Genomic DNA, 1968 nt, shown 5'->3' on the forward strand with positions numbered 1-1968 from the left:
GTACAAGCCCTTGAGAAAGCAATGGTGGAAGACCATCTTATATTTTTGACGACACAGCAAGATGTTTCGTTGGACGAACCAGGTGAAGAAGATTTATTTACAATGGGGACTTTAACAAAGGTAAAACAGATGTTGAAGCTTCCAAACGGTACAATCCGAGTGTTGGTGGAAGGATTAAACCGAGCAGAGGTCATCGAATTTTACGATTATGAGACACATTATGGTGCCAAGATTAAAATATATGAAGACAGCGATGAAAAAGATGCGGAACATCAAGCATTAATGCGTACTTTGCTGGATTATTTTGAACAATACATAAAGATGTCCAAGAAAATAACCGGTGAAACCTTTTCAGCTACTTCCGATATTGAAGAGCCGGGAAGACTAGCTGATATAATTGCTTCGCATTTGCCTTTGAAATTGAAGGAAAAGCAAGAAGTACTTGAGACTATTGATATGAAAAAACGTTTAAGCCGTGTGATTGAGATCATTAATAACGAGAAAGAAGTTCTTTTTCTTGAGAAAAAGATCGGTCAGCGTGTTAAACGTTCCATGGAGCGGACGCAAAAAGAATATTATTTGCGTGAACAGATGAAAGCGATTCAAAAGGAATTGGGAGATAAAGAAGGTAAAACAGGTGAAATTACCGTTCTTACTGAAAAGATAGAAGAAGCGGATATGCCGGAGCATATTAAAGAAACAGCATTAAAGGAATTGGACCGTTATGAAAAGGTTCCATCAAGCTCAGCTGAAAGTTCCGTCATCCGCAACTATATTGATTGGTTAATCTCGCTTCCTTGGTCTAAAGCTTCGAAAGACGACTTGAATATTCATAAAGCTGAAAAAATTCTAAACCGTGACCATTATGGGTTGGAAAAGGTAAAAGAGCGGGTGCTTGAGTATTTAGCTGTTCAGCAATTGACTAATTCGTTGAAGGGACCAATCCTTTGCTTAGTGGGCCCTCCTGGGGTTGGGAAAACAAGCTTGGCTAAATCAATCGCTGCATCCCTGAACCGGAATTTCGTTCGGGTTTCCTTAGGTGGAGTGCGTGATGAATCAGAAATCCGTGGACACCGCCGTACCTATGTAGGGGCAATGCCAGGCCGGATCATTCAGGGTATGAAAAAAGCTGGAACGATTAATCCTGTCTTTTTACTGGATGAAGTGGATAAGATGTCAAATGACTTTAGGGGAGATCCATCTGCAGCGATGCTTGAAGTGCTCGATCCGGAGCAAAATCATAATTTCAGTGACCATTATATAGAGGAAACCTATGACCTTTCCAAAGTTATGTTCATTGCAACTGCGAATAATTTGGGCACAATTCCGGGGCCGCTTCGTGATCGTATGGAAATCATTTCGATTGCGGGTTATACTGAAATAGAGAAACTTCATATTGCCAAGGATCATTTACTGCCTAGACAGTTAGAAAACCATGGTTTATTGAAGACCCAACTGCAAATTCGTGAGGAAGCCCTTACTAAAATCATCCGTTATTATACTCGGGAGGCTGGTGTCCGGAGTCTGGAACGACAGCTTGCAAGCATCTGTCGGAAGACTGCGAAAATCATCGTATCCGGAGATAAAAAACGGGTCGTCATTTCTGAAAAGAATGTCGAGGAGTTTTTAGGGAAAACGATGTTCCATTATGGACAAGCGGAAGTCGAGAACCAAGTCGGTGTCGCTAATGGATTAGCTTACACGTCGGTAGGTGGCGATACGCTACAAATCGAGGTTTCTTTATCACCAGGTAAAGGCAAGCTTATTTTGACAGGAAAACTTGGCGATGTAATGAAAGAATCGGCTCAGGCTGCTTTTAGTTACGTCCGTTCGAAAACCGAGAAACTTCATATTGATACGAACTTCCATGAAAAATATGATATTCATATTCATGTTCCTGAAGGTGYTGTCCCTAAGGATGGTCCTTCTGCAGGCATCACGATTGCAACAGCGTTAATATCGGCCCTT

The 1968-nt window shown here is 41.5% G+C and carries 1 protein-coding gene; it reads left to right on the forward strand.

The genetic code is table 11. From position 1 onward, the window contains the following. A partial coding sequence (gene lon, locus AC1DUW_RS27045) for an endopeptidase La (RefSeq protein ID WP_477643951.1) occupies positions 1-1968 on the forward strand: 1968 nt, incomplete at both ends.

The organism is Peribacillus sp. P4_C12 (assembly GCF_056402095.1).